Raw genomic sequence first — 24,376 nt, 5'->3', positions numbered from 1 at the left:
AAAAATAACGTATTGTATTGTGCATTAATAAACCTTTTGGATGCCCCAAACATCCGTATCTGTTGTTACTGTTCACACGATGTGTGAACAGTAACGCATCTCGCCATTTTAAATCGCCTTTGGCGATGGGGCGAGATGCATTCAAGCCAAAACATGCATCCTCCGTGTCAATCAGCGAAGTGATTGACACGGGAGTGAACAGTAACTATCTGTTTTCTGGTTAAAATCCGATGATTCTTATATACAGTGTAGCATGAAAAGTGCGGGGAAACAACAGGAAAAACAATAATTTTTTTCCAATGATTCTTTTATTTTTTTAGATGAATTTAAGCCTTGAAAATAAATTTTTAATACAAAAAGATTAAAATAAATCAAGAAAAAGATTAAAATAGACTCTTGATTTCTGATTTCAGAGGAATATAATGTCAGAGTAAACAAAATACAGTTCACCAAAATTCGTTGATGAGAACAAAACCGTATCCGTCATTATTTTCAGAGAGTCTGTGGCTGGTGTGAACAGACAATAACCGGGTAAGGATATCCTCTCTAAGAAGCGGGCTGAAAGCAGATGAACATGTTGCAAGTAAACCTCGCCGGGATCCACCGTTATATGGATAGCATATGTTGGTATGTGAAGTGTCGCAGAATTAATTTTTGCGGAATTAGGGTGGTAACGCGGATTATATTCGTCCCTTTTCAGATTGAGTTCTGGAAAGGGACTTTTTTCTTTGAATATATCTCAAGAAGAATACAAATTTTAGGTGAACAAGAATCCTAAGGAGGTATTGTAATGAAAGCATTACAAAAAGTCAGCAAATTTTTATCAGATTATACTTCAGTGGTTGTTATTGCCATTGCAGTAGTGACATTCTTTGTCCCGACAATGATGGGATGGGTTAACAACGCTTTGTTTGTCGATCCGGTATCTAATAAATTTACCTGTCAGTCTATTATTATCGGAGTGATCATGTTTAGTATGGGTCTGACATTAACAACAGAGGATTTTAAGATTCTTGCGCAGAGACCGTTTGATATCTGCATCGGAGCAATCGCTCAGTATCTGATTATGCCATTCCTTGCATTTGCACTGACAAAGGCATTGAATCTTCCGGATGGAATCGCTTTGGGACTGATCCTTGTCGGATGTTGTCCTGGTGGTGTGTCATCCAATATTATGTCTTATCTGTGTGGAGGAGACGTAGCATTTTCCGTAGGAATGACAACAGTTTCAACACTGCTCTCACCAGTTATGACACCACTTATGGTTTCACTGCTGGCAAGTGGTACACATATTTCAATCAAAGGATTACCTATGTTTGTATCCATTATTGAAACAGTTATCTTCCCGGTAGCAGTAGGATTCTTACTCAACTATCTGTTAGGAAAAAATAAAACATTCAAAGAACTTCAGAAAATTATGCCTGGTATCGCAGTACTTGGACTTGCATGTGTTGTCGGCGGTGTAGTATCTTCACAGGGAAGCAAATTCTTTGAGTCCGGTGTTGTAATCTTCGTGGCAGTATTTCTTCATAATGGACTTGGATATCTGCTTGGATACGGAGCAGGTAAACTGACAGGAATGAATACAGCGAAGAAGAGAACAATCTCGATCGAGGTAGGTATGCAGAATGCAGGACTTGCAACAAACCTTGCAACAACAACAGCACAGTTTGCATCCACACCGGAGTCAGCAATCATCTGTGCAGTATCTTGTACATGGCATTCTATTTCAGGAACACTCCTTGCAGGAATGTTTGCATATTATGATAAATTCAAAGAGGACAGAGAATCCAAGAGTGTGAATACAAAAGAAGAAGCAGTATGATGTAAGTGTCAAAAGTATAAATTGCGTTTGTGCTCGCACAAATAAGCAATTTATACTTATTGACACGCCGAACACCGAAAACGGAATAAAATGGTGTGAATACGCCATTTTATGGGAGTTTGAGGTGTTCGAGGATTGCGGGAATTGCATAGCAATGGAGCAATCCGGTTACATTAGTGAGTGGCAAAATTTACTTTTGACACTCACATCACCGTATAAGAAGAATGATTGATTTAGAGGATGGTTTGACACAACGAACAAGAAACGTTCGAATGTGAGAAAACCATCCTTTTTTCTGTGTTGCATGGTGAGGAAAATCATTTTATAATAAATAAGGCAAGGGATTCTATCTGAACATAAGAAAGTAATCAGAGTTCGAAATAAAAGAGAAATACAAGAGGGGAAATGTAAATGGAAGAAAAAGAAAATACAGAAAATGCGGAGATGGGAAAACGAAAACATTCTCATGATACAAAAATAGTAATAAAGTATTATTATGAAAGGATCCGACAGAACACGGGAAATTTTCTGAAATGGATAGGGCTTTCTGTTTTGACAGGTCTGGTTGTAGGCGGTGCGAGTGCAGTATTTGCAGGATGTATCAAGGCAGCAACGGAATACAGGGATACACATAATTGGATTTTTATGCTTTTGCCGGTTGCAGGAGTTCTGATTGTATTTATGTATGAGAAGATAGGAAGGCAGGACGGAGGAACGAATCAGGTACTTGCTACAATTAAATCAAAGGATGATGTTCCGTTTCTGTCAGCACCATTGATTTTTGTGTCAACATTATTGACACATCTTACCGGCGGCTCGGCAGGAAGAGAAGGTGCGTCGATACAGTTTGGTGGAAGTATTGGAAATTGGCTTGGAAAACTGGCTCATTTAGATGAATTTGATCACCATGTGATGATTATGTGTGGAATGAGTGCAGCGTTTGCAGCCGTGTTTGGAACACCGATGGCAGCAGCAGTTTTTGCAATGGAAGTTGTGAGCGTGGGGGTAATGTATTACGCAGCACTTCTTCCTTGTGTGATCGCAGCTATCATTGCAGCAGAGTTTGCAACAGGAATGGGGATTGATCCGGAGACATTTCCAGTACATTCTATCCCGGGACTTACTGTGGAGACAGGACTTAAGATGACACTGATCGCAGTGGGGTGTGGGATTTTAAGTATTCTATTCTGTATCTTGCTAAAAACAGTGGGGCAGTTGTATGCAAAGTATCTGAAAAATCCGTATATTAGAATTGCTGTTGCAGCAGGAGTGATCATTCTGATCACAATATGTCTGAATACAAAAGATTATATGGGAGCAGGTAGTGGATTGATCGCAAGAGCTATTGAAAAGGGTGAAGCAAGACCACTTGATTTTTTATGGAAAATGTTACTTACAGCACTTACGATGCGGGCAGGATATCGTGGTGGTGAGATTGTACCGGCATTCAGTATAGGTGCAACATTTGGATGTGTTGCCGGTGGAATACTTGGATTTTCACCGGAATTAGCAGCGGCAGCCAGCATGGTTGCACTTTTCTGCGGAGTGACGAACTGTCCGATTACGGCAATGCTGATTTCATTCGAACTGTTTGGATTTTCAGGAGCAGCATATTATCTGATCGCGATATCAATCAGCTATGCGGTTTCCGGATATTATAGTTTATATAAAGATCAGACGATTGTATATTCTAAATATAAAGCAAGATATATTAACCGTAAAACAAGATAGCAGAATATTGTATCAGAGAGATACGGACAGGATGACAAGAGCAATCAGTTATATAAGTATGCGAAAAGGAGAGGCGTTTTGTATAGCCTCTCCTTTTTAGGTGTGCCTTGCGGCGCATAATTTACTTATTGAGTGGCACTTCCACCACTTCCAGTGTCGCTACCAGTAGTGCTGCCGGAAGTATCAGTATCACCTGTAGTTGTTCCGGTTGTTCCACCAGAGTCTCCGCCGGCAGCGGGTTCGGTTGTTGTTCCACCAGAGGAAGAATCCGGTGATGATGTTGCTCCAGAAGAATCGGTACCTGTAGCAGGTGTGGTTTCATCAGAACTCTCGGTGTCATCTTTCTCATAGTATTCTGATGGCGCAAAATAGTGACCACTACAGCTCTTAGTCGGAACATTGTCTTTTGAAAAATACTCTGTAATGGCAGGACAACTGCTTGTGGCAAGGAGTCCTGTTTTAGTACAAACCGTCTTTTCTTCGACAGAGGATGGAATTTCAAAGTCCTTGTACTCAAGGCCTTTTGTATCCTGGATACGTTCCATGATATTTCTCCAAAGTTTCTGATGCCAGTTCTGGCTTAATCGATCCATTGTCTTATGCTCATCATATCCACCCCATACAGACGCTGTATAATAAGGCGTAAATGCTGAAATCCACAAGTCGCGGCTTTCCTGGCTGGTACCTGTTTTAGCGGCAACAGGCATGTTGCTCAGTCTTGCAGAACCACCGGTTCCACCGGCACCGTTGACAACGTCTTCCATTGCACTTGTCAGAAGATAAGCAGTGGAGTCTTTTAAGACTTCATGTGTCTCAGGGGTTGTGTTATCGAGAAGAACATTTCCTTCATGATCCAGAACCTGTGTGTAAAGAATCGGTTTCATGTAAGTTCCACCATTGGCAATTGCTGCATAGGCAGCTGTCATCTCGATATTATATACACCGTTTGTGATACCACCAAGAGCTTTCGCCTGTGAATATTTATCATCTTCAGTCAGTGTTGTAAATCCAAAATCAAGAAGATAATCATAACTTTCCGTTTCACCAACATAGTCAGTTAATGTCTTAACGGCAAGGACGTTCATAGAATGTTCGATTCCATAACGGACACGTGTCGGACCGATATATTTTTTATCCCAGTTGTTTACGGACTGTCCGTTTTTATATTCATATTCTTCATCATCAATTGTTGTTGCAAGAGTGATCTTTCCTTCGTTAAGTGCCGGTGCATAAGCAGCAAGAATCTTGAAACAGGATCCAGGCTGTCTTGCAGAATCTGTGGCACGGTTTAGAGAAAGACTGGATTTCTTTTCGCCGCGTCCACCGACGATGGCTTTCACCTGTCCGGTATACTGATCCATCACAACAACAGAAGCCTGCGGCTGAGGTGAGAGCTCAATTCTCTCATCAACAGTGTCTCCGTCAGCCTCATTGATATTGAGCGTTGATTTAAATGCATCAACTGCTTCCTGTGCAGCTTCTTCAGAACCGTAGAGAAGAGGAGTGTCATATCCCCATGCAGTCTGAATATAAGAAGCAAGTTGTTCTTTGCTGTAGTTCTCAGAAGAACCATCTGCCCTGTGGATAGTAAGTGCGTAATCAAGCCCATATTCTGTATCACCATTGAGATAATCCCCTACATTAGCAACTTCGTCATCACAGATGGCCTGAATATCAGCATCCTGTGTAACGTTGATCGTAAGGCCGCCGCTATAGAGCAGATTATATGCCTGTGTTTCTGTATAACTCTTCTCAGTTACAAGATCATCTACAACCTGATTTATGACAGCATCGATGAAATAAGTGTAAGGTTTGGATGCAGTTGTATTTGACGCTGTTTCGGAAATGCGGTCATATACATTATCAGCCATAGCCTCATCGTATTCATCCTTTGTGATAGAGCCTTGTTCCTTCATGTTTTTCAGTACTTTTTCCCGTCTTTTTGCATTATTCTCCGGGTTGCTGACAGGATTCAGATTCGACGGACTCTGAGTGATCGCTGCGATAACTGCACATTCAGAAAGAGTCAGGTCTTTTGCATCTTTATTAAAGTAACGCTGTGCGGCTGTCTGAACTCCGAGGCATCCCTGACCTAAATTGATTGTGTTCATGTATGCTTCAAGAATCTCTTCCTTACTCATCTCTTTTTCAATCTTTAGTGCAAGGTACTGTTCCTGGATTTTACGTTCAATTCGCTGATACTTACTCTCATTGATGAAATTAGGGAATACATTATTTTTGATCAGCTGCTGGGTTAATGTGCTGGCTCCTTCTGTGAAATGGAAGCCATGTGCAACACCATTGACACCGGCACGGATAATTCCCTGGATATCAATACCATTATGCTTGAAGAAACGTTCGTCCTCGATCGCAACAAAAGCTTTTCCCATGTATGGTGAAATCTCGTCATATTTCTTGTAAACACGGTTAGAATCAGAGTCTTTGAGTTGCTCAAGCAAAGTTCCATTGGAATCGACAATATTCGTTGTATAGCCCTGTGGCATAATGTCCTTTGCTGTGACTTCCGGTGTATTGTCAATCACTTTTTTTACATATATGCCAACTCCGGCTGCCCCAATGACGATCAAAAGCAGAAAACAAATAATGAGGGCTTTGAAAAAACGTACGCCGACTCGCTTCTTTTTCCTTTTCTTTTTAGAAGAAATTCGCTTTTTTCTTCTAGAAAGATTCGATTTTCCGTAATTCACGTATAATATCCTCCTTTATTGACTTCTATGATTATATCAAATTTACCGATGTAAATAAAGGTAAATTTGAAAAGTTCAAATTTTCCTGAAAATCTTAAGAAAAAATACAGTTTTATATAGAAAAGCATGGTATATTAGATAAAGAAATATTTTCAAATATAGCAAAAATAAAAAAAGGAATGGGAGACTGAAAAATGGAAATCTACCATACAATATATAAGGGCGGAGACGGAGAAATTGTTGAAAAGAAATCCAGATTTATTGCAGAAGTGCATCCGGTCACATCAGAAGAAGAAGCCATGGAGATTTTAGAGAAGACAAGAAAGCAGTACTGGGATGCGAGACATCATTGCTGGGCTTACATTATAGGAAGGAATCCGGCGGCAGAAAGAATGAGTGATGATGGAGAACCGGCAGGGACAGCAGGAAAGCCTATTCTGGAGGTGATCCGTGGGAGAGAACTGACGAATGTACTTGTAATTGTTACAAGATATTTTGGAGGTACGCTTCTTGGAACGGGGGGACTGGTCAGGGCTTATACGGCAGCAACGATCGAAGGATTGAAGAACAGTGAGAGCATTGCAAGGATTCATGGGGTGAAACTCGGAATTGAGACGAATTATACGGATTTGGGAAAAATTCAATATCTGATTGCAAATCGAAATCTGGATCAATTAGAACCTGTTTACACAGATAAGGTTGAAATGACAGTGTTTGTTCCAACAGATGAGATGGGAAGCCTGCGGGCTGAACTGATGGAAGGGACAAACGGTCAGGTGGTTCTGGATGAAGAGACAACCTGTTGGTTTGCAAGGACAGAAGATGGAATTAAGATTTTTGATGAAGAATGATTCTCATAGAAGATGTTGTTTTGTGAGATAGAAAGGACCCCCTGCCGGAATATCTGGCAGGGGGTCCTTTCCTTTAAGTGTGTGTCATATAACATTCAATAAATCTACTTATACTGAATAGATATGTTCTATGAGAATTCTGGTTCGATCAAACCAAATGAACCATCTTTTCTTTTGTATACTACATTGACTTCATCAGTCTCGGCATTGGAGAATACGAAGAAGTTATGTCCGAGAAGTTCCATCTGAACACAGGCATCTTCTGGAAACATTGGTTTAATACCAAACTTCTTTGTACGAACGATACGAACTTCATCGTCTTCTGTTGTCTCTTCTTCTGAATCAAAGAATTCTTTTCTGAAGCTGTTACCTGATGGAGCATATGATGTAGGATGTCCCTGATTACGAGCAACCAGTTTGTTCTTATATTTGCGAAGCTGGCGTTCGATGATCTCTTCTACAAGATCAATGGAAACATACATATCATTGCTTGTCTGCTCAGAACGGATAATATTTCCTTTGACTGGGATTGTTACCTCAATTTTCTGACGTCCTTTTTCTACACTGAGCGTTACATTGATTTCTGTTTCAGGAGTGAAGTACCTTTCAAGTTTTCCTAATTTCTGTTCGATAGCATCCTTTAATCCCGGTGTTACCTCGATGTTTTTTCCGCTGATAATAAATTTCATGCTGCTCAACTCCTTTGTTCAAATTATACAGAAGAATGATTAGATTACTTCTGTATCATGGTTATATTATAACATGAAAAAGATTTTCTGTATACAATAAATCGTCCTAAAATTATGAAAATTTTCAAAACTTTAGGACGATTTTAAAATTATCAGATAATTAATGAATGCTATTTTGATCGGCGAGCATAAGTTTCAAACACGAATATTATTTATTGATCGTGCTGCGTTTTCTCATTCTGGAATCCAGAATCTTCTTGCGGATACGCAGATTTTCCGGTGTTACTTCAAGAAGTTCATCGGTATCAATAAAGTCAAGTGCCTGTTCGAGGCTGAGAACGCGCGGAGGTGTCAGACGAAGTGCTTCATCTGCGCTGGAAGAACGTGTGTTAGTAAGATGTTTTGTCTTACATACGTTCAGTTCGATATCTTCAGCTTTACCATTCTGTCCGATAACCATACCGGAATATACTTTCTCACCGGCTCCGATGAAGAGAGTACCACGCTCCTGGGCACTGTACAAACCATAAGTTACGGATTCACCAGTCTCAAATGCGATCAGAGATCCCTGCTTACGATACTGGATATCTCCTTTGTATGGTGCATATCCTTCAAAGCTTGTGTTGATGATACCATTTCCTTTTGTATCCGTCATGAACTCACCACGGTATCCGATCAGTCCACGTGCCGGGATAAGGAATTCGAGACGAGTATATCCACCGTTTGACGGAGTCATGTTGCGGAGTTCACCTTTTCTCTGACCGAGTTTTTCAATAACAATTCCAGTGAACTCATCAGGAACATCAATATAAGCAAGTTCCATAGGCTCAAGTTTTTTGCCATTTTCATCTGTGTGATACAGAACTTCAGCTTTACTTACTGCAAACTCGTATCCTTCACGACGCATGTTCTCAATAAGAACAGAAAGGTGAAGCTCACCACGACCGGATACTTTGAAGCTGTCTGCATTTTCTGTCTCTTCTACTCGAAGGCTGACATCTGTGTTCAGCTCACGGAAAAGACGGTCACGCAGATGACGGGATGTAACGAATTTACCTTCCTGTCCTGCAAACGGGCTGTCGTTTACGATAAACTGCATGGAGATTGTTGGCTCAGAAATCTTCTGGAACGGAATGGCTTCCGGATTCTCAGGAGAGCAGAGAGTATCTCCGATGGAAATATCTGTGATACCTGATACAGCAACAATAGATCCGATTGTAGCTTCTTTTACTTCTACACGGTTCAGTCCGTCGAATTCATAGAGTTTACCAATTTTTACACGCCGCTGTTTGTCAGGATCATGATGGTTTACAACAACCATATCCTGGTTCACGGAAATTGTACCGTTTTCTACTTTACCAACTCCGATACGACCAACATATTCATTGTAGTCGATCGTGCTGATCAGCATCTGGGTCGGAGCTTCCGGATCACCTTCCGGAGCAGGAATGTAGTCAAGGATTGTCTCGAACAGTGGTTTCATATCCTGTTTCTCGTCAGAGAGATCAAGGACAGCAACACCAGCTTTTGCAGAAGCGTATACAAAAGGACACTCAAGCTGCTCATCTGAAGCGCCGAGATCGATAAAGAGTTCAAGAACCTCATCAATTACGGCATCCGGTCTTGCTTCCGGACGGTCAATCTTATTGATACATACGATAACAGGAAGTTCCAGCTCAAGTGCTTTTCTCAGAACGAATTTTGTCTGAGGCATAGCACCTTCAAATGCATCAACAACAAGTACAACACCATTTACCATCTTAAGAACACGTTCTACTTCTCCACCGAAGTCAGCATGTCCAGGTGTGTCAATGATATTGATCTTAACACCATTATAATGAACGGCAGTATTCTTAGAAAGGATTGTAATTCCACGCTCACGCTCAATGTCATTAGAGTCCATGACACGTTCTTCTACTTCCTGATTCTCACGGAATACACCGCTCTGTTTTAAAAGCTCGTCAACCAGAGTTGTCTTACCATGGTCAACATGGGCGATAATTGCAACATTTCTCACATCTTCACGTTTTGTTTTCATAATCTAAACACTCTTCCTTATTATACAAAAAATATTTATCTGTAACATAACTTCATTATTTTATCACAAAAAATGAAATTTACAAGAAAAAGTTAAAATCTGATGTTTTATGTATCTTTTCAAATACAATTTAAAGTCAACAGGAGCATTTTGTGCTGAAGAAGAGGGGGGAGATTTTGAATTCGATTTTAAGTACGAAAAAGGTCGAATGTTTTTTCTGTAAAAAATAGTTCTATTTCATTACAATAAGACATACATTAGGTAATGACTTAAAATACCAGCCAGAGGAAGGGAGAATTATAAATTATGTCAGATAAGATTATTGAAAACAACCAGGTGACAGTTATTGGAGAGGTGGTATCAGAGTTTACATACAGCCATGAGGTCTTTGGAGAAGGTTTCTATATGGTAGAACTTCTTGTAAAGCGGTTAAGTAACTCTTGTGACCGGATTCCGGTCATGATATCAGAACGTCTCATTGACGTAACACAGGATTGCCGTGGAAAATATTTAATGGTGTCTGGTCAGTTCAGATCCTATAATCGTCATGAGGAGACAAAAAACAGACTGGTTCTTTCTGTGTTTGCGAGAGAAATAGAATTTATCGAGGAAGAACCGGATGGAGCAAGAACAAATCATATACTTCTCGAAGGATATATGTGTAAGCGTCCGGTCTACAGAAAAACACCTCTTGGAAGAGAAATTGCAGATATTCTGCTAGCAGTGAACAGACCGTATGGAAAATCTGATTATATTCCATGTATCTGCTGGGGGAGAAATGCAAGATATGCTTCAAACTTTGATGTAGGGGAACATGTCAGAATATTCGGAAGAATCCAAAGCAGAGAGTATGTGAAGAAATTGTCAGAGACACAAACAGAGACAAGAATCGCATATGAGGTCTCCGTCAGTAAACTGGAGTGTGTGGAAGAATTCTAAGGGTGGATTGTTTCATTATTTAAAACTTTGTGAAAAGGATATCATATATTGAGATAACAACTCAAATGTGATATTCTTTTTTATATGATATTTCGGAAAATAAGAGTGTGATGAAAGAAAAAACAGGTAGTGCTGATAGACAGTAGTTCTGAAAAATCATGGAATACTTGAGGTTTCATACAGGAGGAAGATACAGATGGTTAAGATATTAATGCACGGATGCAACGGAAAAATGGGACGCATGATCACAGAAATTGTGAAGAATGAAGAAGATGCAGTGATTGCGGCAGGCGTCGACAAGTTCACAGGAATTCCAAATGATTATCCGGTATTTGAGGAGATCACACAGTGTGATGTGGATGTAGATGTAGTGATTGATTTTTCTAATGCGGGAGCAGTGGATGAATTGTTAGATTACTGTGTGAAGAAGAGTCTTCCGGTTGTTCTTTGTACAACAGGGCTTTCAGATGAACAGTTAAAGAAGGTAGATGAGTGTTCTGAGAAGATTGCAGTTCTTAAGTCTGCGAATATGTCAATGGGAATCAACCTGTTACTGAAACTTTTGAAAGATGCTGCCAAAGTACTTGCACCGGCAGGCTATGATATTGAACTTGTTGAGAAACACCATAATCAGAAGCTGGATGCGCCAAGCGGAACAGCACTTGCATTGGCAGACTCTATTAATGACGCAATGGGAAATGAATACGAGTATGTGTATGACAGAAGTCAGGTGAGAAAGAAGCGAGACGCAAAGGAAATTGGTATTTCAGCAGTTCGTGCAGGAACAATCGTAGGAGAACATGAGGTGATTTTTGCAGGAACAGATGAAGTGATTGAATTTAAACATACTGCATATTCAAGAAGCGTATTTGCCAAAGGTGCAGTTGAGGCAGGAAAGTTCCTTGCGGGACAGCCAGCCGGCATGTATGACATGGGAGATGTGATTCAGTTTTAGTACTGGAGGAATAATAGCCGGTAAACCGGCGGGAAAAAGATCCGGTAAATAGATCCCGGTAAGGGGAAGATTTCGGGTCTGGAGGAGATTGTATATGGAAAATATGGAAAACCGTTATTTAGACAGGTTGTCGGATCTTTATCCGACAATTGCAGCTGCATCTACGGAGATTATTAATCTGCAGGCAATTTTGAACCTTCCGAAGGGGACAGAACATTTTCTGACGGATGTACATGGAGAAGATGAAGCTTTTTCTCATGTTCTGAGGAATGGGTCTGGTGCCGTGAGAAGTAAGATTGAAGATGTTTTTGGTAATACAATGAGTGTAAAGGACAAAAAAGCACTGGCAACATTGATTTACTATCCGAAAGCGAAGATGGAACAGGTGAAGCGGACGGAGTCGAATATGGATGACTGGTATCGAGTGAATCTGTATCGTCTGATAGAAGTAAGTAAGCGTGCAGCAAGTAAATATACAAGATCTAAAGTGAGAAAATCACTGCCGAAGGATTTCTCTTATGTGATCGAAGAATTGATTACCGAGAAAGCGGAAGTCAGTGACAAAGAGTCCTATTATAATGAAATTATTTCTACAATCATCAGGATCGGACGGGCAGAAGAATTTATTGCAGCAATTTCAGAACTGATCCAGCGTCTGGTTGTGGATCATCTGCATATTGTCGGTGATATTTATGACAGAGGACCGGGACCGCATCTTATTATGGATAAGCTGCTGAAATATCATTCTGTTGATATCCAGTGGGGAAACCATGATGTTGTATGGATGGGAGCAGCGGCCGGACAGTTGGGCTGCATTGCAAATGTGATTCGTATCTGCGCCAGATATGGAAACCTGGATATTATAGAAGATGGTTATGGTATCAACCTGCTTCCACTGGCTACATTTGCTATGAGGATGTACAAGGATGATCCATGCACCTGTTTTAAATTGAAAGGTACTGACAGACCGGAATCTGATGAGATGCAGATGAATCTGAGAATACATAAAGCGATTTCAATTATTCAGTTTAAAGTAGAAGGCCAGATTATAGAGAGGCAGAAAGGATTCCATTTGGAGAATCGTGCGTTACTGCATAAGATTGATTATCAGAAAGGTACGATTAATCTGGAAGGAAAAGAATATAAGCTCCTGGATACAAATTTCCCGACAATAGATCCAAAGAACCCATATAAACTGACTTCTGAAGAGGAAGAAATTATGGATCGTCTGGTGCATGCTTTTGTGGGATGTGAAAAATTGCAGGAACATATGCGTTTCCTTCTTGCGAAAGGTGGTTTGTATAAGGTATATAACAATAATCTGTTGTATCATGGATGTGTACCGTTAGATGCGAAGGGGAACCTGAAAGAAGTGGAAATTTTCGGAAAGAAATATCGTGGAAAGGCCTTGTATGATGTGTTGGAAAGTTATGTGAGAAAAGGATTTTTTGCATTGGATCCAAAGGAGCGGGAAGATGGAAAAGATACAATGTGGTATATCTGGCTACATCCGGACTCACCGTTATTTGGAAAGAACAAGATGGCGACCTTTGAAAGATATTTCCTTGCAGAGAAGGAAACACATATAGAAAAGAAAAATCCATACTATGCTCTGCTTGAAAATGAGACAGTTGTGGATAATATCATGATAGAATTTGGATTGGATCCAAAAGAGGATACACACATTGTAAATGGTCATGTGCCGGTTAAGAGAAAAGATGGCGAGAGTCCGATCAAGTGTAATGGTAAAGTAATGGTTATTGATGGGGGATTTTCAAGAGCATATCAGAAAGAAACCGGAATTGCAGGATACACGCTGGTTTATAATTCGTATGGATTACTTTTGGTAGCACATGAACCATTTGAGTCTACAGAAGCAGCAATTAAGAAGGAAAATGACATTCATTCAGAGACAGTGGTAGTGACCAGAGTGAACGAGAGACGTCTTGTTGGTGACACCGACGCTGGAAGGAAATTAAAAGAACAGATTAAAGATCTTGAATGGCTGCTGGCGTCGTACAGAAATGGTCAGATTATAGAAAAACTGTAAATAATTGTTTATGCTGATTATAGCCTCCGGCAGGATTGCAGAGGTGCGCAGTAGAAGTATGTCATGCAATTGCATGACGCGCACCTCGCAGCAAGAATGCCGAGGCATTCTTGAATTAGGACTGAAGATAGAAAGGATTACTAGAATGGAAAAAGACTTAAATCTTCCGGAAGGAACAGAAGTAACAGAACCGCTGAAAATCTATCTGAATGAGATTGGACAGATCCCTTTGCTGTCAGAAGAAGAGGAAAGGGATCTGGGGTGTAAAAGTGCTTCAGGAGATGAGGATGCAAGGAGAAAGCTGGAAGAGGGGAATCTACGCCTGGTGGTATCTCTCGCAAAACATTATACTGGAAGAGGGATTACACTCATGGATCTGATCCAGGAGGGAAATATTGGTCTCATGCATGCAGCAGAGAAATATGATTATACAAAGGAAAATCGATTTTCCACATATGCATCCTGGTGGATCAAAGAAGCAATGCAGCGGGCAATCGATCAGCAGTCACGAGAAATCCGTGTGCCGGTTCATGTTGCAGAGAATATGAAGAAAGTACAGAAAATTTCAAAAGATCTTCAGCAGAAATTTGGAAGAGAGGCTACACCAGAAGAGATAGCAGAAGAGATGAAGGATAAATCACCGGAATTTGTAAAGGAGATTTTGTCATATCTTCAGAATCCGGTTTCACTGGAAACTCCGGTAGGAGAAGATGGGGAGAATAATCTTGGTGATATGGTTGAAGATAAGGATGCAACAACGCCGGAAGATGCTATGAATCAGCTTGTGCAAAAAGAAGAAGTACAGGAATTGTTAGAGTCACTTAATGATAGAGAACGTCAGGTGATCCGTTTGAGATTTGGTCTGGAAGATGGAAAAACACATACGTTGGAAGAAATCGGTGATGAACTGAATGTGACAAGAGAACGCGTACGCCAGATTGAAGCCAGAGCGATGGAGAAACTTCGCAGCAAAGCGACAAAACTGTAAAAAATTTCTTTTGAATAAATATTGAAAAATTGCAGATAGTAAAGACACAATATTTATTTGAAAGGAAGACAAAAATGAGGAGAATAAGAAAATTGCTTGTCTGTGTGATGTGCGTACTGATGCTTTGCAGTCTCGCTGGTTGTGGAAACAACACAGGAACAGCGAATGACAATCTCAATGATGCGACATCCGGTGAAAACTATGATGGAAGTGGAGAAAATGGTAATAATACCGGAAATAATGCGGGAGACCAGAATGGAGATAGTATCCTAGATGACGCGGTTGACGATGTAACGGATGGCGTGGATGATGTTACAGACGATATCACAAATGGTGTTGATGATGCAGCCGATGATCTGACGCAGGAGAATGGCGTGCAGAACAAGATGCAGAATAACGAGTGATCAATATGCCGTAGGCCGGAAACGGAACTGCGGCATTTTTCTAAAAGAAGGAGAGACAGGATGAGATTCAGACCATGTATTGATATACATAATGGAAAAGTGAAACAGATTGTGGGCGGAAGCCTGAAAGATGAAGGAAATCAGGCCAGCACAAACTTTACGTCAGAACTGGATGCAGCATGGTATGCAAGACAGTATCAGAAAGATCACCTGAAAGGCGGCCATATAATTCTTTTAAATCCAGTTGGATCAGAATACTACGAGGCGACGAAAAAGCAGGCGATGGGAGCTCTGGCGGCATACCCGGGTGGAATGCAGATCGGTGGTGGAATTACAGCAGATAATGCACAGGAATATCTAGATTCAGGAGCAAGTCATGTGATCGTGACTTCTTATGTGTTTCAAGACGGGATTTTTCATGAAGAGAGACTGCAGAAATTAGTAAATGCAGTTGGCAAAGAACATGTGGTTTTAGATCTTAGCTGCAGAAGAAAAGATGGTAAATTTTACGTGGTTACTGACCGCTGGCAGAAGTTCACAGAACTTGCATTATCACACAAGGTGTTAAATGAGCTTTCAAAATATTGTGATGAATTCCTGATCCATGGTGTAGATGTGGAGGGGAAAGGTGCCGGAATGGAAACAGAATTAGTAAGGATGCTTGGGAGCTGGGACGGAATCCCAATCACTTATGCCGGTGGAATCGGATCAATGGAAGATCTGGAGAGATTTCGAAAAGAGAGCGGCGGAAAAGTAGACTTTACAATCGGAAGCGCTCTTGATCTGTTTGGCGGGAAAATTCCATATGCAGAAGTTTGTAGTTACTGTTCACTCCCGTGTTAATCACTCCGCTTGTAAATCCACAGAATGTTAACACTCTATGAAGTTGTTGAATTCAAGAGCGGATAGTGATAGAATGTAGAACAGAGTGGAATTTCAGACCAAAATCAAAATTCAGAGAAGGAGTAATTGCGGAAATATGAATATTATAGAAAAGATTTTCGGAACTCACAGTGAGAACGAGCTGAAACGAATTTATCCGATCGTAGACCGCATCGAGGCACTGGGGCCGGAGATGGAGGCGCTTTCAGACGAAGAACTTCGAGGAAAGACAAAAGAATTTAAAGAACGACTGAAAGAGGGAGAGACTCTGGATGATATCCTTCCGGAAGCATATGCTGTAGTAAGAGAAGGTGCTTACAGAAGTCTTGGAATGCGCCATTATAGAGTACAGTTGATTGGTGGTATTATCCTGCATCAGGGACGTATCGCAGAGATGAGAACTGGTGAAGGTAAGACTCTTGTGTCCACACTTCCGGCATATTTGAATGCCTTGGACGGAAAAGGTGTTCACATCGTCACAGTTAATGACTATCTGGCGAAGCGTGATGCTGAGTGGATGGGAAAAGTACATGAGTTTTTAGGACTCAAAGTCGGTGTTGTTCTCAATGAGATGAACAATGACGAGAGACGAGAGGCTTATAATTGCGATATTACTTATGTAACGAATAATGAACTTGGATTTGATTATCTGAGAGATAACATGGTTATCTATAAAGAACAGCTGGTTCAGAGAGGATTGCATTATGCAGTTATCGATGAGGTCGATTCCGTTTTGATCGATGAGGCAAGAACACCTTTGATCATTTCCGGACAGAGTGGAAAGTCTACAGCTCTGTATGAAGCCTGCGATGTTCTTGCAAAACAGCTGGAACGAGGTGAGGCAAGCGGTGAATTTTCCAAGATGAATGCCATCATGGGAGAAGAAATCGAAGAGACGGGTGATTTCATTGTTGATGAGAAAGAGAAGACAGTTAACCTGACAGAAGATGGTGTGAAGAAAGTAGAGAAGTTCTTCCACATCGAAAACCTTGCTGATCCGGAGAACCTGGAAATTCAGCATAATATTATCCTTGCACTCAGAGCACACAATCTGATGTTCCGTGATCAGGATTATGTTGTAACTCCGGATGGTGAAGTTATGATCGTCGATGAGTTTACAGGACGTATCATGCCGGGACGTCGTTACTCTGATGGTCTGCATCAGGCAATCGAGGCGAAGGAACATGTGAAGGTAAGAAGAGAGAGTAAGACTCTGGCAACAATCACATTCCAGAACCTGTTTAATAAGTATGATAAGAAGAGTGGTATGACAGGTACTGCGATCACAGAAGAGAAAGAGTTCCGTGATATTTATGGAATGGACGTTGTTGAAATTCCGACAAACAAGCCGGTACAGAGAGTGGATCTAGAGGATGCTGTTTATAAGACAAAGAAAGAAAAATACGAAGCAGTTGTAGAAGCTGTTAAAGAAGCGCATGCAACAGGACAGCCGGTGCTGGTAGGTACAATTACAATTGAAGTATCCGAACTTCTCAGTAAGATGCTGAAGAAAGAGGGAATCAAGCATAATGTACTGAATGCAAAATATCATGAGCAGGAGGCTGCAATCGTAGCTGATGCCGGACTTCATGGAGCGGTAACGATCGCAACCAATATGGCTGGCCGTGGTACTGATATCAAGCTGGATGATGATGCGCGTGCGGCAGGCGGTCTGAAAATTATCGGTACAGAGAGACATGAATCTCGTCGTATTGACAATCAGCTGCGTGGACGTTCCGGACGTCAGGGAGATCCAGGAGAGTCCAGATTCTACATTTCTCTGGAAGATGATCTGATGCGACTGTTCGGTTCAGAAAGACTGATGGGAATTTTCAATACACTTGGTGTAGAAGACGGTGAGCAGATTGAACATAAGATGCTTTCAAGTGCAATTGAGAAAGCACAGAAGAAGATTGAGAGCAATAACTTTGGTATTCGTAAGAATCTGTTGGAGTACGATCAGGTAATGAACGAGCAGAGAGAGATTATTTACGAAGAGAGACGCCGTGTTCTTGATGGAGAAAGCATGCGTGATACAATCTACAGCATGATTACAGAATATGTGGAAAATATGACAGATCGTTTCGCTTCTACAGAGGCAGATCCGGAAGAGTGGGATATCAAAGGATTGGATGTGAATCTTCACAATGTGATTCCACAGCTTCAGCTCCCATCTGAGAAGGAATGCCAGAGTATGAGTCAGAAGGAGTTAAAGCATCTTCTGAAAGAACGTGGAGTGAAAGCTTATGAGAACAAAGAAGCAGAGTTCCCGGAGGCAGAGCAGCTTCGTGAAGTTGAGCGTGTTGTACTTCTGAAAGTGATTGATGCAAGATGGATGGATCATATCGATGATATGGATCAGCTGCGTCAGGGAATCGGTCTTCAGGCTTATGGGCAGAGAGATCCACTGGTAGAGTACAAGATGACAGGATATGAGATGTTCGGTGAAATGACAAATGCAATCGCTGAGAACACGATCCGTACATTATTCCACATTAAGGTTGAGCAGAAAGTGGAGAGAGAAGAGGTTGCAAAAGTAACCGGAACAAACAAAGATGACAGCGCAGTCCGTGCACCGAAAAAGCGCGAGGAGAAGAAGATTTATCCAAACGATCCATGCCCGTGCGGAAGTGGAAAGAAGTACAAACAATGCTGTGGAAGAAAGATTAAATAATCTGTAACTGTTCAGAGCCAAGCAAAATTTCAAAAAAGATGTAAAATGCTTGCATTTTTAAGACTGTTTTTGAAATTTTATTTGGCGGATACGCCACACCGACGAAATGCGTAGCATTTTGGAGGTTGGCTCTGAACAGTTACAATAATTTAAAGTATATATATGAAAGAGGTGATTAAGGTGGTTTTACTGGATGAACTGAAGTCAAGACTGACTGCATATGAAGAGCCGCTGAAAGATTTGAGGGATTCACTTTGACCTCGCTTCAAAGAAGCTTAGGATCGAAGAATTAGAAAAGAGACTGGAGGAACCGGGATTCTGGGATGACCCGGAGATTTCCCAGCATGTAATGAAAGAATTGAAAGGTCTTCAGGATTCTGTAAAAGAGATTGAGAAATTATTTACAGATTATGAAGACATGCTTCTCCTGATTGAAATGAGTGAAGGAGAAGACGAGGAGCAGGAAGCCGCAGAAGAGATTGAAGAGGAACTTGGAACATTTGAGGAAGTCTTTGAGAAACTGAGAATCAGCACACTTCTGATCGGACCGTATGATGCAGATAATGCAATCGTGACACTTCACGCAGGTGCGGGCGGTACAGAGGCAATGGACTGGACAAGTATGCTCTATCGTATGTACAGCCGCTGGGCTGAAAAGAGAGGATATGAAGTCGAGGTACTGGACTATCTGGAAGGAGATGTAGCAGGTATCAAGGGAGTTACTTTTGAGGTTAAAGGAGAAAATGCTTATGGTTATCTCCGTTCCGAGAAAGGTGTACATCGTCTGGTACGTATTTCTCCATTTAATGCAAATGGAAAGCGACAGACATCATTTGCATCCTGTGATGTAATTCCGGATATTGAAGAAGATATCGATATCGAGATCAACGACGATGATATCCGTGTCGATACTTATCGTTCCAGTGGTGCCGGCGGACAGCATATCAATAAGACGTCATCTGCAATCCGAATCACACATCTTCCGACAGGAATTGTGGTTCAGTGTCAGAATGAACGTTCCCAGCACATGAATAAAGATAAGGCGATGCAGATGTTGAAATCCAAACTGTATGTACTCAAACAGCAGGAACAGGCAGAGAAGATGTCAGACATCCGCGGAGAGGTTAGAGATATTAATTTCGGAAATCAGATCCGTTCTTATGTCATGCAGCCATATACACTTGTCAAGGATCATAGAACAAACGCAGAAATCAGCAATGTAGGTGCAGTAATGGATGGAAATATTGATCCTTTTATTAATGCATATTTGAGCATGGATGCAGAAGCACAGAAAGGAAAGAAAGCAGAATGATAAATGTAGCAGTAATGGGATACGGTACAGTAGGATCAGGAGTTGTAGAGGTCCTCAGAACCAATGGTGAACTCATCAATGAAAGAGCTCAGGATGTGATAAATGTAAAATACGTTCTGGATCTCAGAGATTTTCCGGGTGATCCGGTAGAAGAGATTCTGACACATGATTTCGAGACAATCGTAAATGATGCAGAAGTAGACATTGTTGTTGAGACAATGGGAGGTGTAGAGCCTGCTTATACATTTGTAAAACGTTGTCTGGAAGCAGGTAAGAACGTTGCTACATCCAACAAAGCTCTGGTAGCAAAACATGGAGCAGAACTTCTTGCAATCGCTCGCGACAGAAGTATCAATTTCATGTTTGAAGCAAGCGTTGGTGGTGGTATCCCAATCATTCGTGCACTGAATTCCTCTCTGACAGCAGATAGAATCGACGAAGTGACGGGAATCCTGAATGGAACAACAAACTATATGCTGACAAAGATGTTCTTTGAGAGTGCTGATTATGATGAAGTGCTCAAAGAGGCGCAGGAGAAAGGATACGCGGAGCGTAATCCGGAAGCAGATGTCGAGGGACATGATGCGTGTAGAAAGATTGCGATTCTGACATCTCTGATCGCAGGACAACATGTGGATTTCGAGACAATCCATACAGAAGGAATCACAAAGATCACAACAGAAGATATGAAGTATGCCAAGACGATGGATATGGCAATCAAGCTGCTTGCATCCAGTAAAAGAGAAGGGGAATCTTTCTCTGCAATTGTTGCACCGATGCTTCTTTCCAAGAATCATCCGCTGTGTAATGTGAATGATGTATTTAATGCAATTTTTGTTCGTGGAAATATGCTTGGTGATGCAATGTTCTACGGAAGCGGAGCGGGTAAGCTTCCGACAGCAAGTGCTGTAGTTGCAGATGTTGTAGATGCTGCAAAGCACCTTCACAGAACTGTTGTAACAAGATGGGAGAGTAACACACTCGAACTTGTTCCGAATGCGGATGCGAAGAGAAGATTTTTCGTCAGAATTCATGGAGAAGAATCTGTACTCAAATCCCGTGTGGACGAAGTGTTCGGACAAGTTGAATTTGTCAAAGCAGATGATGTCGAGGGAGAATTCGCTGTTATCACAGGCGAGATGACCGAGGCGGAGTATGCACAGAAGGCAGAAGAGATGGCGGAAGTTGTGAAGATGATCCGTATGGCAGATTAATTTGTATTTGCTTCATTGGATTCTGAAAGTATAATAGAAAGAGCCAGAGCAGGTACCACACATGGTAACTGTCCTGGCTCTTATGTTACATACGGCTCAGTGTACTGTTATGGTACGCAGAACTAAAGGTAACGTCCTCTCCCAGCCATTGAGGTGCGGGATAGGTGTTAGCTGTTTCTTCGTCCGGGAATTCAATTTCGGCGAGAATCAGTGGAGCAAGGTCATCATGGAAGATATCTAATTCAAGAAAAAGCGGAGTGGAACAGAAGTCTGCGTTTTCCGGGCAGACACAACTCATAGGAATGACATAGCGTGTTTTATGAATGATGCGTCCGTCGACTTTTTCTTTTAGATGCTCATAACTTTCTTTGGTAAGAGGAAGGTTATATTCTTCACGGGTCATAAGCCCTTTGGATTTGTAGGTGAGAACATAATCGTCATCCTCTCTGCGTATCCTTATGACAGGAGCAGTGCATAAGTAGCCTTGTTCCAGCTCTTTGTGTGGATAATCGAAAGGAGAAAATGGCAGTTTTTCAAGCTTTTGTATTAAAAATTTGCGTTCTATTTCCATAACTAAATATTCCTCCTGGTGTTGATTAGTTATACTATAATAATATGAAGTGAGTGTCAAAAGTAAATTTTGCCACTTACTGATGTAACCGGATTGCTCCATTGCTATGCAATTCCCACAATCCTCGAACACCTCAAACTTCCATAAAATGGCGTGTTCACACCATTTTATTCCGTTTTCGGTGTTCGGCGTGTCAATAAGTATAAATTGCTTATTTGTGCGAGCACAAACGCAATCTATACTTTTGACACTTACATCATAATACGTGAAATATAAAAAGGCAATGGTGAGATGGGTACTATCTTGACTTGACGAACGACTTATCCACGCAGTAAAATGAAATCATTGTTGAGATATCATCGGAAAGCGAGGAAGTATTGGATGAAGAAAGTAGTTGTATTTTTAGCAGACGGTTTTGAAGAAGTAGAAGGTTTAACTGTAGTGGATCTTTTGAGAAGAGCAGGAGCGGTTGTAGAGACAGTTTCTGTTATGGAAAAACTGCAGATTGACGGAGCACATGGAATACAGGTGGAAGCGGATGAATTGTTTGAGAAAGCATTTTTTGATGACGCAGAACTTCTTGTACTTCCGGGAGGTATGCCGGGAACACTGCATCTAAAAGAGCATAAAGGTCTGGCAGACTTACTTTGCAAGTTCAATGAAAAGGGAAAGAGAATCGCAGCAATCTGTGCAGCTCCGACTGTATTTGGAGCACTTGGATTGTTGAAAGAGAAAGCAGCATGCTGTTATCCGGGGATGGAAGAACAGCTGAATTGTAAAGAAGCAAAGTTCTGTTCCTTTGTCACAGATGGAAATATTACAACAAGTCGTGGTGTGGGAACAGCGATACCATTCGCACTGGAACTTATCCGTCAGCTTTTTGGCAATGAAAAAGCTTCTGAAATAGCAGAATCTATTGTATATAAGGAATAAAATCAGAAAAAGTAGTCAGAAAAATGTAAAAAAACATGTAAAAGATATAGGAAAGTGGAAAAAACACTGGAAATATGAGACTTTATATGCTATACTGTTTCAATGACTGCGAATGTATACTTTTAAGAAATTAATTCGTTCGATAAGTAAAGAATTTGCTTATAAACAAGGAGGAAGAAAATGAGTTTACAGGTAGAAAAATTAGAGCATAATATGGCAAAGCTGACAATCGAAGTTTCAGCTGAAGAAGTAGAGAAGGCACTGCAGGCAGCTTACTTAAAAGAGCGCAGCAAAATCAGCCTTCCGGGATTCCGTAAAGGAAAAGTTCCGCGTCAGATGATCGAGAAGATGTACGGACCGGAAGTATTTTATGATGAGGCAGCAAACCGCATGATCTCTGAGGCATATGCAAAAGCATATGATGAGAGTGAACTTGAGATTGCTTCCCAGCCGACAATTGATATCGTTCAGCTTGAGAAGGGAAAACCATTCATCTTCACAGCAGAAGTTGCAGTTAAACCGGAAGTTAAACTTGGAGAGTACAAAGGACTTAAAGTTGACAAATACTCTACAAGAGTAACACAGAAGGAAGTTGACGAGGAGATCGAGAAGGTTCGTGAGCAGCATGCAAGAATCGTTGAGGTTACAGACAGAGCTGTAGCAGATAAAGATGATGTTACACTTGATTTTGAAGGATTTGTTGATGGTGTTGCATTCGAAGGCGGAAAAGGCGAGAACTATCCACTGACAATCGGATCTGGTTCTTTCATTCCGGGATTCGAGGAGCAGCTGATCGGAGCTGAGATCGACAAAGAAGTAGAAGTTAAGGTTACATTCCCAGAAGATTATCATTCAGAAGATCTGAAAGGAAAAGAAGCTGTATTCAAATGCACAGTACACGCAATCAGAGCAAAAGAGCTTCCGGAAGTAGATGATGAGTTCGCATCTGACGTTTCCGAGAAGGCTGAGACACTTGATGCTTACAGAGCAGAAGTAAAGGCTCAGATCAAAGAGCGTAAAGAGAACGAAGGAAAGGCTAAGAAAGAAGATCAGGCTGTAGAGCAGGCAGTTGCTAATGCAGAGATCGATCTTCCAGAACCAATGGTTGACCTTCAGGCTAAACAGATGGCTGATGATTTTGCACGCCGCATTATGCAGCAGGGACTCAGCGTAGAGCAGTACTTCCAGTTCACAGGTCTCTCAGAAGAGAAGATGATGGAAGAGCTTAAGCCACAGGCTGAGAAGAGAATCAGAACAAGACTTGTTCTTGAAGCAATCGTAGCAGCAGAGAATATTGAAGTATCTGATGAGCGTCTTGATGAAGAGTTAGCTAAGATGGCTGAGTCTTACAAGATGGAAGTTGAGAAGCTGAAAGAGTTCATGGGTGAGAACGAGAAGAAGCAGATGAAAGAGGATATTGCAGTACAGGATGCAGTTACTCTGATCGTTGATGCATCTGTAGAAGGCTAATCATTTATTAGATTTCTTGAGAGGGTGCGCCTGTATATCAGGTGTGCCTTTTCTCTTTCTATAAGAAGTGAGAGGATGAGGACTGATCCGGGAGTAAGGATCAGAACAATAATTATGCGTTGCTGGTAATAACTATTGCAAA

At 41.2% G+C, this 24,376-nt stretch carries 18 protein-coding genes and 1 other annotated feature; of the genes, 14 read left to right on the top strand and 4 right to left on the bottom strand.

All coding sequences use genetic code 11. The features are described 5' to 3' along the window. The first annotated feature begins 450 nt into the window (after window positions 1-450). Window positions 451-697 (top strand) — a binding site (T-box leader). Between the two features lie 93 nt (window positions 698-790). Both LI126_RS07115 and LI126_RS07110 read left to right on the top strand, forming a co-directional pair. Continuing rightward, window positions 791-1,825, top strand: a complete 1,035-nt coding sequence (locus tag LI126_RS07115; protein WP_015529598.1) for a bile acid:sodium symporter family protein — start codon at window positions 791-793, stop codon at window positions 1,823-1,825. Between the two features lie 411 nt (window positions 1,826-2,236). Further along, the gene (locus LI126_RS07110) at window positions 2,237-3,556 is read left to right on the top strand and encodes a chloride channel protein (protein WP_227165103.1); all 1,320 of its coding nucleotides are present in this window, start codon (window positions 2,237-2,239) and stop codon (window positions 3,554-3,556) included. 125 nt (window positions 3,557-3,681) lie between these two features. On the opposite strand, the gene LI126_RS07105 is transcribed toward LI126_RS07110, so the two are convergent. Next, on the bottom strand, window positions 3,682-6,264 hold the full coding sequence (locus tag LI126_RS07105; RefSeq protein ID WP_196019949.1) for a transglycosylase domain-containing protein: 2,583 nt from the start codon (window positions 6,262-6,264) through the stop codon (window positions 3,682-3,684). 194 nt (window positions 6,265-6,458) lie between these two features. On the opposite strand from LI126_RS07105, the gene LI126_RS07100 reads away from it, so the two are divergent. Next, entirely contained in the window at window positions 6,459-7,115 is a 657-nt protein-coding gene (locus LI126_RS07100; protein WP_020436449.1) for a YigZ family protein, read from the top strand. Between the two features lie 128 nt (window positions 7,116-7,243). On the opposite strand, the gene hpf is transcribed toward LI126_RS07100, so the two are convergent. Together hpf and typA are read right to left on the bottom strand one after the other, a co-directional pair. Continuing rightward, complete coding sequence (gene hpf / locus LI126_RS07095; protein ID WP_015529601.1) at window positions 7,244-7,804, bottom strand: ribosome hibernation-promoting factor, HPF/YfiA family; 561 nt, start codon at window positions 7,802-7,804, stop codon at window positions 7,244-7,246. 208 nt (window positions 7,805-8,012) lie between these two features. Next, window positions 8,013-9,842: a translational GTPase TypA gene (gene typA / locus LI126_RS07090; RefSeq protein WP_227165102.1), complete on the bottom strand. Its 1,830-nt coding sequence runs from the start codon at window positions 9,840-9,842 to the stop codon at window positions 8,013-8,015. Window positions 9,843-10,148: 306 nt separating this feature from the next. On the opposite strand from typA, the gene LI126_RS07085 reads away from it, so the two are divergent. From LI126_RS07085 to LI126_RS07045, 9 genes are all read left to right on the top strand, one after another. Beyond that, a complete protein-coding gene (locus LI126_RS07085; protein ID WP_055157210.1) occupies window positions 10,149-10,781 on the top strand; it encodes a single-stranded DNA-binding protein in 633 nt (210 codons plus the stop codon). Between the two features lie 196 nt (window positions 10,782-10,977). Beyond that, window positions 10,978-11,736, top strand: coding sequence for a 4-hydroxy-tetrahydrodipicolinate reductase (gene dapB, locus LI126_RS07080; protein ID WP_227165101.1), 759 nt, complete (start codon window positions 10,978-10,980; stop codon window positions 11,734-11,736). Between the two features lie 94 nt (window positions 11,737-11,830). Continuing rightward, a complete protein-coding gene (locus LI126_RS07075) occupies window positions 11,831-13,786 on the top strand; it encodes a fructose-bisphosphatase class III (protein WP_055157209.1) in 1,956 nt (651 codons plus the stop codon). Window positions 13,787-13,931: 145 nt separating this feature from the next. Next, window positions 13,932-14,774, top strand: a complete 843-nt coding sequence (locus LI126_RS07070) for a sigma-70 family RNA polymerase sigma factor (protein WP_015529606.1) — start codon at window positions 13,932-13,934, stop codon at window positions 14,772-14,774. A gap of 74 nt (window positions 14,775-14,848) precedes the next feature. Then, window positions 14,849-15,178, top strand: a complete 330-nt coding sequence (locus LI126_RS07065) for a hypothetical protein (RefSeq protein WP_055157208.1) — start codon at window positions 14,849-14,851, stop codon at window positions 15,176-15,178. 60 nt (window positions 15,179-15,238) lie between these two features. Next, window positions 15,239-16,021 carry a phosphoribosylformimino-5-aminoimidazole carboxamide ribotide isomerase gene (gene hisA, locus LI126_RS07060; protein WP_226861717.1) on the top strand — a complete coding sequence of 261 codons (783 nt, stop codon included), beginning with the start codon at window positions 15,239-15,241 and terminating at the stop codon, window positions 16,019-16,021. Window positions 16,022-16,157: 136 nt separating this feature from the next. Next, window positions 16,158-18,734, top strand: a complete 2,577-nt coding sequence (gene secA, locus LI126_RS07055) for a preprotein translocase subunit SecA (protein WP_015529608.1) — start codon at window positions 16,158-16,160, stop codon at window positions 18,732-18,734. A gap of 180 nt (window positions 18,735-18,914) precedes the next feature. Beyond that, window positions 18,915-20,046, top strand: a protein-coding gene (prfB, locus tag LI126_RS07050) for a peptide chain release factor 2 (RefSeq protein ID WP_412310187.1) whose coding sequence is annotated in 2 segments (ribosomal slippage) — window positions 18,915-18,977 and window positions 18,979-20,046 — 1,131 coding nt in all. Because the reading frame shifts where the segments join, the coding sequence is not laid out codon by codon here. After that, a complete protein-coding gene (locus tag LI126_RS07045) occupies window positions 20,043-21,260 on the top strand; it encodes a homoserine dehydrogenase (RefSeq protein WP_227165100.1) in 1,218 nt (405 codons plus the stop codon). Before prfB ends, LI126_RS07045 begins: the two co-directional genes overlap by 4 nt. Window positions 21,261-21,345: 85 nt before the next feature. Here the strand turns inward: LI126_RS07045 and LI126_RS07040 are convergent, their stop codons facing one another. Then, window positions 21,346-21,831, bottom strand: a complete 486-nt coding sequence (locus LI126_RS07040) for a CYTH domain-containing protein (protein ID WP_226901254.1) — start codon at window positions 21,829-21,831, stop codon at window positions 21,346-21,348. Between the two features lie 381 nt (window positions 21,832-22,212). On the opposite strand from LI126_RS07040, the gene LI126_RS07035 reads away from it, so the two are divergent. Together LI126_RS07035 and tig are read left to right on the top strand one after the other, a co-directional pair. Next, window positions 22,213-22,764: a DJ-1 family glyoxalase III gene (locus LI126_RS07035; RefSeq protein WP_055172050.1), complete on the top strand. Its 552-nt coding sequence runs from the start codon at window positions 22,213-22,215 to the stop codon at window positions 22,762-22,764. Between the two features lie 180 nt (window positions 22,765-22,944). Beyond that, window positions 22,945-24,234, top strand: coding sequence for a trigger factor (tig, locus tag LI126_RS07030; RefSeq protein ID WP_117826641.1), 1,290 nt, complete (start codon window positions 22,945-22,947; stop codon window positions 24,232-24,234). Window positions 24,235-24,376: the final 142 nt, after the last annotated feature.

The organism is Mediterraneibacter sp. 210702-DFI.5.30, from assembly GCF_020560115.1.
Classification (GTDB): domain Bacteria; phylum Bacillota; class Clostridia; order Lachnospirales; family Lachnospiraceae; genus Mediterraneibacter; species Mediterraneibacter faecis.
Note: the sequence above shows the minus strand (reverse complement) of the source record. Positions and strands in the feature narration are given on the sequence as shown.

Excerpts from the sequence above, each read along its gene's own strand:
- LI126_RS07115 (WP_015529598.1), top strand. The coding sequence starts at position 791 with ATGAAAGCATTACAAAAAGTCAGCAAATTTTTATCAGATTATACTTCA.
- LI126_RS07045 (WP_227165100.1), top strand. The coding sequence starts at position 20,043 with ATGATAAATGTAGCAGTAATGGGATACGGTACAGTAGGATCAGGAGTT.
- LI126_RS07035 (WP_055172050.1), top strand. The coding sequence starts at position 22,213 with ATGAAGAAAGTAGTTGTATTTTTAGCAGACGGTTTTGAAGAAGTAGAA.
- secA (WP_015529608.1), top strand. The coding sequence starts at position 16,158 with ATGAATATTATAGAAAAGATTTTCGGAACTCACAGTGAGAACGAGCTG.
- LI126_RS07085 (WP_055157210.1), top strand. The coding sequence starts at position 10,149 with ATGTCAGATAAGATTATTGAAAACAACCAGGTGACAGTTATTGGAGAG.
- dapB (WP_227165101.1), top strand. The coding sequence starts at position 10,978 with ATGGTTAAGATATTAATGCACGGATGCAACGGAAAAATGGGACGCATG.
- hisA (WP_226861717.1), top strand. The coding sequence starts at position 15,239 with ATGAGATTCAGACCATGTATTGATATACATAATGGAAAAGTGAAACAG.
- typA (WP_227165102.1), bottom strand. The coding sequence starts at position 9,842 with ATGAAAACAAAACGTGAAGATGTGAGAAATGTTGCAATTATCGCCCAT.
- LI126_RS07110 (WP_227165103.1), top strand. The coding sequence starts at position 2,237 with ATGGAAGAAAAAGAAAATACAGAAAATGCGGAGATGGGAAAACGAAAA.
- LI126_RS07100 (WP_020436449.1), top strand. The coding sequence starts at position 6,459 with ATGGAAATCTACCATACAATATATAAGGGCGGAGACGGAGAAATTGTT.
- LI126_RS07040 (WP_226901254.1), bottom strand. The coding sequence starts at position 21,831 with ATGGAAATAGAACGCAAATTTTTAATACAAAAGCTTGAAAAACTGCCA.
- LI126_RS07070 (WP_015529606.1), top strand. The coding sequence starts at position 13,932 with ATGGAAAAAGACTTAAATCTTCCGGAAGGAACAGAAGTAACAGAACCG.
- hpf (WP_015529601.1), bottom strand. The coding sequence starts at position 7,804 with ATGAAATTTATTATCAGCGGAAAAAACATCGAGGTAACACCGGGATTA.
- tig (WP_117826641.1), top strand. The coding sequence starts at position 22,945 with ATGAGTTTACAGGTAGAAAAATTAGAGCATAATATGGCAAAGCTGACA.
- LI126_RS07065 (WP_055157208.1), top strand. The coding sequence starts at position 14,849 with ATGAGGAGAATAAGAAAATTGCTTGTCTGTGTGATGTGCGTACTGATG.
- LI126_RS07075 (WP_055157209.1), top strand. The coding sequence starts at position 11,831 with ATGGAAAATATGGAAAACCGTTATTTAGACAGGTTGTCGGATCTTTAT.